This is a genomic window from Mycobacterium sp. TH-M116 (genome assembly GCF_057473685.1).
Window position 1 is genome coordinate 1 of the sequence record NZ_JBYCLC010000358.1, and the last position, 7,093, is coordinate 7,093.

Consider the following 7,093-nt stretch of genomic DNA (forward strand, 5'->3'; position numbering starts at 1 on the left):
CGCCTGGCACTACTTCCCGCGTCACGCATTCCTGTTCGGCGACAAGTACGACTCGGTGATCGTCGACCGGCGCGACCTCATGGCGATGGCCTACCTGGCCAAACTGCCCGGCGCCCGCGAAACCCTGATCGCCAACGCGAACACCGACGGCACGGCCTGGATGTACGCCGTTGCCGATTTGCACCCGCTGTGGACCCACTACGACTACCCGCAACAGGCGGGGCCGGGCTACCACCGCTTCATCATCTGGGCCCACGCCCGCAACGGGGTTTCCGATCCGCGGGTCGTCGAGGCCGTGCACGCCCTGCACATCCGCTACATCCTGATCAGCACGCCGACAGTGCGCGGTTTCGCCGTTCCCGACGGGCTAGTGTCATTGGAGAAATCGCAGTCGTGGGACCTGATCTACGACAACGGCGGGGCCAAGATCTACGAATGGCGCGGGAAGGCCGCGGCGCCCCACGCGTAGCTCCCGAGAAGGATGGTGACCGAGTGAGCACGGGCAACGAGGACGACGGTATCGAGGTCATCGGCGGTGTCGACCCGCGGATCATGGCGGTCGAGGATGACGACTCCGACGGACCCTCGTTGACCGACCTGGTCGAGCAGCCCGCCAAGGTGATGCGCATCGGCACGATGATCAAGCAACTGCTCGAAGAGGTGCGCGTGGCGCCCCTCGACGACGCGAGCCGCAACCGGCTGCGCGAGATCCACGCCACCAGCATCCGGGAACTCGAAGACGGCCTGGCTCCGGAACTGCGCGAGGAACTCGACCGCCTCACGCTGCCTTTCAGCGAGGACGCCACCCCGTCGGACGCCGAATTGCGCATCGCCCAGGCGCAGCTGGTCGGCTGGCTGGAGGGGCTCTTCCACGGCATCCAGACCGCGCTGTTCGCCCAGCAGATGGCCGCCCGCGCACAGTTGGAGCAGATGCGCCAGGGCGCGTTGCCACCGGGCATGGGCAGGTCCGGCCACTCCGGGCACGGCCAATACCTCTAAGAGGACGCAAAGCAGGTGACGGTGCCCGGTTCCGGTCCTCATATCGAGACGCACAACGCGTGGGTGGAGTTTCCCATCTTCGACGCCAAGTCGCGCTCCCTGAAGAAGGCCTTCCTCGGTAAGGCGGGCGGCACGATCGGACGCAACAACTCCAACGTCGTCGTCATCGAAGCGCTGCGCGACATCACCCTGTCGCTCGAATTGGGCGACCGGGTCGGTCTGGTCGGCCACAACGGGGCGGGCAAATCGACGCTGCTGCGCCTGTTGTCGGGCATCTACGAACCGACCCGCGGCTGGGCGAAGGTCACCGGCCGGGTGGCGCCGGTCTTCGATCTCGGGGTCGGCATGGACCCGGAGATCTCGGGCTACGAGAACATCATCATCCGCGGCCTGTTCCTCGGCCAGACCCGCAGGCAGATGCAGGCCAAGGTCGACGAGATCGCCGAGTTCACCGAGCTCGGCGACTATCTGTCGATGCCGCTGCGCACCTACTCCACCGGGATGCGGGTGCGGCTGGCGATGGGCGTGGTCACCAGTATCGACCCCGAGATCCTGCTGCTCGACGAGGGCATCGGGGCGGTGGACGCCGACTTCATGAAGAAGGCGCAGTCCCGGCTGCAGGGCCTGGTGGAGCGGTCCGGGATCCTCGTCTTCGCCAGCCACTCCAACGAATTCCTCGCCCGGCTGTGCAAGACCGCGATGTGGATCGACCACGGCGTCATCCGTCAGTCCGGCGGGATCGAAGACGTGGTGCGCGCCTACGAGGGCGAGGAGGCGGCCCGCCACGTGCGCGAGGTGCTGGCCGAGAACCGGACCGTGGGATGAGTGAATCCGTCACCGAATCCGTCATCGCTGTCGTGGTCACCCACCGGCGTCCCGTTGAACTCGCCACTTCGCTCGACGCGCTGCGCACCCAGACCCGGCTGCCCGATCACCTGATCGTGGTGGACAACGACGGCGCCGCGGACGCCCGGGTGCGTGATCTTGTTCGGGGGCAGCCGATTCCGAATACCTACCTGGCTTCGCGCCGAAACCTCGGCGGAGCGGGCGGTTTCGCGCTGGGCATGCTGCACGCGCTCGCACTGGGTGCCGACTGGGTGTGGCTGGCCGACGACGACGGGCGCCCGCAGGATTCGGGTGTGCTGGCGACCCTGCTGGCCTGTGCCGAGAAATACGGGCTGGCCGAAGTGTCGCCGATGGTGTGCAACTCCGAAGACCCGCGGCGCCTGGCGTTCCCGCTGCGGCGTGGCCTGGTGTGGCGCAGGCTGGCCGGCGAACTGCGCACCGAGACGGGCGACGACCTGCTGCGCGGCATCGCGTCGCTGTTCAACGGGGCGCTGTTCCGGGCCGCGACGCTGGAGTCGGTCGGGGTGCCCGACCTGCGGCTGTTCATCCGCGGCGACGAGGTCGAGATGCACCGGCGGCTGGTGCGTTCCGGGCTGCCGTTCGGCACCTGCCTGGACGCCGTCTACCTGCACCCGTGCGGCACCTCCGAATTCCGGCCGATCCTGCGCGGCCGGATGCACACCCAGTACCCCGACGACCCGGGCAAGCGTTTTTTCACCTACCGCAACCGCGGCTACCTGCTGGCGCAGCCGGGGCTGCGGAAGCTACTGGTGCAGGAGTGGGTCCGGTTCGGCTGGTTCTTCCTGGTGACCCGCCGCGACCCCCGGGGGTTTCGGGAATGGATTCGCCTGCGCCGCATGGGGCGCCGCGAGCAATTCGGTAAACCTGGAGGCACCCTGTGACAGTCCTCGACGCGGCGACACAGTCACGGACGCTTGCCCGCGCGCGCCGCGACCTGGCCGACGGTTTCCGGCGCCACGAGCTGTGGCTGCACCTGGGCTGGCAGGACATCAAGCAACGCTACCGACGCTCGGTGCTGGGACCGTTCTGGATCACGATCGCGACCGGGACCACCGCCGTCGCGATGGGCGGGTTGTACTCGAAGCTGTTCCACCTCGAGCTGTCGGTGCACCTGCCCTACGTGACGCTGGGCCTGATCATCTGGAACCTGATCAACGCCGCGATCCTGGAGGGCTCCGACGTGTTCGTCGCCAACGAGGGACTGATCAAACAGTTGCCGACCCCGCTGTCCGTTCACGTCTACCGGCTGGTGTGGCGGCAGATGATCTTGTTCGCGCACAACATCGTCATCTATCTCGTCGTGGCGATCGTCTTCCCCAAGCCGTGGTCGTGGGCCGACCTGTCGGTGATCCCGGCGCTGGGCCTGATCGTGCTCAACTGCATCTGGGTATCGCTGTGTTTCGGCATCCTGGCGACCCGCTACCGCGACATCGGCCCGCTGCTGTTCTCGGTCGTGCAGTTGCTGTTCTTCATGACCCCGATCATCTGGAACGACGACACCCTGCGCCAGCAGGGCGCCGGGCGCTGGGCCGGCATCGTCGAGCTCAACCCGCTGCTGCACTACCTCGACATCGTCCGGGCCCCGCTGCTGGGTGCCCACCAGGAGCTGCGGCACTGGGCGGTGGTGCTGGCGCTGACCGTCGTCGGCTGGCTGCTGGCTGCCTTCGCGATGCGCCAATACCGCGCCCGCGTGCCATATTGGGTCTGAGCCCGGGGCCAGGGATTGCCGAAATGAACGGAGTCATCAGATGAATCGCGACGACACCTCGAAACCGGCGGCCACTGGCCCGTTGTCCGACCACGAGCGGGCAGACCTGGTCTTGATGCGGGAGGAGGAACGGCTGGCGCGTGATCTGTACCGGCGGTTCCACCAGGCGTGGGATGTGCCGATCTTTGCCAACATTGCCGCCAGCGAGCAGCGTCACTACGACGCGATCGGGCGACTGCTCAAGCGCTACAACGTCCCCGACCCGTCGGCCGGGAAGCCGCCCGGCGTCTACGCCGACACGGAACTCCAGGATGCCTACGACGGGTGGCTCGCCCGGGGACTGTCCTCGGCCCAAGGGGCCTACCAGGTCGGTGTCGAACTCGAGACCGGTGACATCGCCGATCTGTCCGCGGCCTTGGAGGCCTTGGAGGCCTTGCAAAGCAGCGACGAGGCAGCCATCCATCGGGTCTACGAGAACTTGCGTTCCGCTTCTCACAACCATCTGCGGGCGTTCGAAGCGGCGATATCGGGACGGCCCCTGGGCAGCGGCCGACGTTGGCGCAGGCGCGGCGGTGCACAGGGCGGGGATGGTTGCGGCGGCGGTCGAGGTGGTCATGGCCCTCGTGGTGGGCGCGGACGACGCGACAGTTGAGTCGGTCGGCACTGCCCTTCGGCGTCACCGGGCGCGGAAGCGGCCTCGACGCCAGACTCGCCGATGTCGCTCGCTTTGGCGCGACGCATTCGTCAGCCTTTGATCAGCCCGTATTCGACGAGTAGTTCGCCGATTTCGTTGTCGGTCATCTTGTTGACGAGGCGTCGACGCAGGATTTCCGGGACGGGGATGTCGATCTCCTTGCCGTCGCGCAGGTGCACGGCGGCGGCCAACAACGTGCGGATGTCGTAGGTCGAGTCGAAAACCTCCGGCACACCGCGGTCCACACCGAGCAGCCGATAGGCGGCCTCCATGCCGGTGCGCACCGAGTATTCGGTGGTGAAGATGCAGTCGCGGGTGGTTTCGGCGAACTGGCCGATGAACGCGAAGTTCACGGCCCCCTCGGGAACCACATCTGGCCGGTCACCGGAGGCGCGTGGCATGAAGAATGCGGTGACATAGGGCATCATCACCGGTACCGTCTTGGCGCCGCCTGCCGCCAGTTCGGGAATCTCGTCCCCGGGGACGCCCAGGTGATAGAGCCATTCCCGGGTGATCTCCTCACCGGTACAGTCCTGCATCGGCTTGTCGACGTAGTCACCCGGGACGTCGACGAACAGTGCATACAGCCATACCACGATCTGCTCCGGTGGCTGCTGCTTGAAGTGGGGCTGACGGTTGACCGTCCAGCTCAGCAGCCATTTCGAGTCTCGCGCGGTCACGATGCCGCCGGTGACGACCTTGCCGCTGAACGGATCCCGCTTGCAGATCTTCTGAATGTAGTGCGGGATGCGCCGATCCAGTGTGGTGACGGTGGCCGATTCCCACTTGGTTTCCGGGATGTGGGCACCGAACACGTCGGGGTGGCCGAAGCAGGGATCTTTGGCCGCGATGCGCCGCCACAGCTCCCAGGCCGGCGCCGGTCCGGTGTTGAGCGTTGCGGGGGTGTGATGGTCGCCGTTGTCGGAGTTTTCGGTCAGCGAGCCGATGGTGGTCAGCACCAGATCGTCGGGCCCGAGGTCGACACCGCCGGACACGCCGTCACGTATCCAGTGAATTCTGTTGGCCTGCTTACGCTCTTCGCTGATGTCGAATTCGATGTCGGTGACCTCGGTGTCGAAGCGAAACGTCACACCCTGCTCCAGCAGCCACCGGTAAAGCGGGAGCACCAGCGATTCGTACTGATTGTATTTGGTGAATTTCAGCGTCGACAGGTCGGGCAGTCCGCCGATGTGGTGGATGAACCGGTGCAGATAGAGCTTCATCTCCAGCGCGCTGTGCCACTCCTCGAACGCGAACATCGTGCGCCAGTAGAGCCAGAAGTTGCTGTCGAGGAAGTCGCGACCGAACACCTCGTTGATGCGTTTGTTCTCCATCTCCGCGCGTGACGCGAGGAAGACTTTGACGATGTCCTTCTGTGCCTTGGCGTTCAACGCGAACAAACCGTCGGTGTGCGCATCCTGGCCGCGGTTGACGGTGGCGCGGCACAGACTGTAGTTGGGGTCGTCCTTGTTGAGCCAGTAGAACTCGTCGAGCACACTCGCGCCCTCGACCTCGATGGACGGTATGGACCGAAACAGGTCCCACAGGCATTCGAAGTGATCCTCCATCTCGCGGCCCCCGCGAATGACGAAGCCCCGCTTGGGTTCTTTGATGCCATCGAGCGCCCCGCCGGGCAGTGCGAGCCGTTCCAGGATGGTGATCCTGGCACCGGGAAGCCCGCCGTCGCGGATCATGAACGCCGCCGCCGACATCGACGCCAGGCCGGCACCGACCAGCCAGGCGGTCTTGTTCTCGACGCCCTCGGGTTTGCGGGGGCGGGCAAAGGCCTCATAGTTACCGCTGCTGTAGTACACGACGTTTCCCCTCCGGCCGATCACTGATAGGTGTAGAAGCCCTCGCCCGTGGCGAGACCGAGATTGCCCTTGTCGATGTAGTTCTCTTTGAGCCAGGCTGCGATCTTCTGGGATTCGGCGTCCCCGTGGACCATGATGTTGTACGGGGTGGCGAGGCCGATGATGTCGAGAATCTGCAAAGGGCCCAGCGGCGCACCGGTGGCGATACGCCAGGTGCGGTCGATGTCCGACGGATCGGCGTAGCCGCCGAAGACGAGTTCGGCCGCGGCGTTCAGAAACGGCACCAGCAGCGAGTTGAGAACGTAACCCGCTTTCTCCTTGTGCAATGCGATGGGCACCATCCCGATGGCTTCGGCGAAGTCGACCACCGCCGCAAAGATTTCAGGGTCGGTATCGGCGGTACCCATGATTTCGGCGGTGTTGAACTGCCAGACCCGGTTGGCGAAGTGCAAGGCCAGGAATCGGTCGGGCCGGCCCGTGGCATCTTTGAGATCACTGGGCAGCAGCGTCGAGGAGTTGGTGGCAAAGATCGTCTTCGGTGGTGCCAGCGCGGCGATCTTCCGATAGATCTCCCGTTTCAGTGCGAGGACTTCGGGAACTGCCTCGATGACCAGGTCGGCATGTTTTACGGCTTCGCTGAGATCTGAGGTCAGGGTGATCCGCTTCAGCGCCGCGGCCGCCGCTCCGTCCTTGGCGTCGGGAACCTCCTTGCCATAGGTTTGCACCAGGTGGTCATACCGTTGTCTGGCGGCGTCCAGCGCGGCGTCGTCGATGTCGTAGGAGACGACGCTGAACCCCTTGAACGCCGACTGGAAGGCGATCTGGGAGCCCAAAACGCCGGCGCCCAGGACTGTGACGTGGTGGATACCGCTATTCATGAATCGCTCCGTTCGTCCGTCACGCTACTTCCCGACATCGCCTCGACCATTACGCTCGACAGCGAGCCAAACATCTCGGGTGAGGCTGTTCCTAGGGTCCAAAGGCCCAAGCCGACGGCGACGCCGATCACAA

8 protein-coding genes are annotated in these 7,093 nt (G+C 65.5%); 6 read left to right on the plus strand and 2 right to left on the minus strand.

The features are described from left to right. The 6 genes from AC2VOK_RS18430 to AC2VOK_RS18455 all read left to right on the plus strand — a co-directional run. Positions 1–469, plus strand: a 469-nt coding sequence (locus AC2VOK_RS18430) for a DUF6541 family protein (RefSeq protein ID WP_428901760.1), incomplete at its 5' end; no start/stop codon positions are given. Beyond that, a complete protein-coding gene (locus AC2VOK_RS18435) occupies positions 436–999 on the plus strand; it encodes a bacterial proteasome activator family protein (RefSeq protein WP_421528422.1) in 564 nt (187 codons plus the stop codon). The genes AC2VOK_RS18430 and AC2VOK_RS18435, both read left to right, overlap by 34 nt. A gap of 21 nt (positions 1,000–1,020) precedes the next feature. Then, entirely contained in the window at positions 1,021–1,824 is an 804-nt protein-coding gene (gene wzt, locus AC2VOK_RS18440) for a galactan export ABC transporter ATP-binding subunit Wzt/RfbE (protein ID WP_428901761.1), read from the plus strand. Beyond that, complete coding sequence (glfT1, locus tag AC2VOK_RS18445) at positions 1,821–2,747, plus strand: galactofuranosyltransferase GlfT1 (protein ID WP_428901762.1); 927 nt, start codon at positions 1,821–1,823, stop codon at positions 2,745–2,747. The genes wzt and glfT1 overlap by 4 nt, the downstream gene beginning before the upstream one ends. Further along, on the plus strand, positions 2,744–3,574 hold the full coding sequence (wzm, locus tag AC2VOK_RS18450) for a galactan export ABC transporter permease subunit Wzm/RfbD (RefSeq protein WP_428901763.1): 831 nt from the start codon (positions 2,744–2,746) through the stop codon (positions 3,572–3,574). The genes glfT1 and wzm overlap by 4 nt, the downstream gene beginning before the upstream one ends. Before the next feature lie 40 nt (positions 3,575–3,614). Beyond that, on the plus strand, positions 3,615–4,226 hold the full coding sequence (locus AC2VOK_RS18455; RefSeq protein WP_428901764.1) for a DUF2202 domain-containing protein: 612 nt from the start codon (positions 3,615–3,617) through the stop codon (positions 4,224–4,226). Between the two features lie 92 nt (positions 4,227–4,318). Here the strand turns inward: AC2VOK_RS18455 and AC2VOK_RS18460 are convergent, their stop codons facing one another. Then, on the minus strand, positions 4,319–6,082 hold the full coding sequence (locus AC2VOK_RS18460; RefSeq protein WP_428901765.1) for an oleate hydratase: 1,764 nt from the start codon (positions 6,080–6,082) through the stop codon (positions 4,319–4,321). Between the two features lie 20 nt (positions 6,083–6,102). Further along, positions 6,103–6,960, minus strand: coding sequence for a 3-hydroxyacyl-CoA dehydrogenase (locus tag AC2VOK_RS18465; protein WP_428901766.1), 858 nt, complete (start codon positions 6,958–6,960; stop codon positions 6,103–6,105). Between the last annotated feature and the right edge of the window lie 133 nt (positions 6,961–7,093).

What these genes read in the sequence shown, in the direction of transcription:
- AC2VOK_RS18435 (WP_421528422.1), top strand. Translation starts at nt 436, where the DNA reads ATGGCGCGGGAAGGCCGCGGCGCCCCACGCGTAGCTCCCGAGAAGGAT.
- glfT1 (WP_428901762.1), top strand. Translation starts at nt 1,821, where the DNA reads ATGAGTGAATCCGTCACCGAATCCGTCATCGCTGTCGTGGTCACCCAC.
- AC2VOK_RS18455 (WP_428901764.1), top strand. Translation starts at nt 3,615, where the DNA reads ATGAATCGCGACGACACCTCGAAACCGGCGGCCACTGGCCCGTTGTCC.
- AC2VOK_RS18465 (WP_428901766.1), bottom strand. Translation starts at nt 6,960, where the DNA reads ATGAATAGCGGTATCCACCACGTCACAGTCCTGGGCGCCGGCGTTTTG.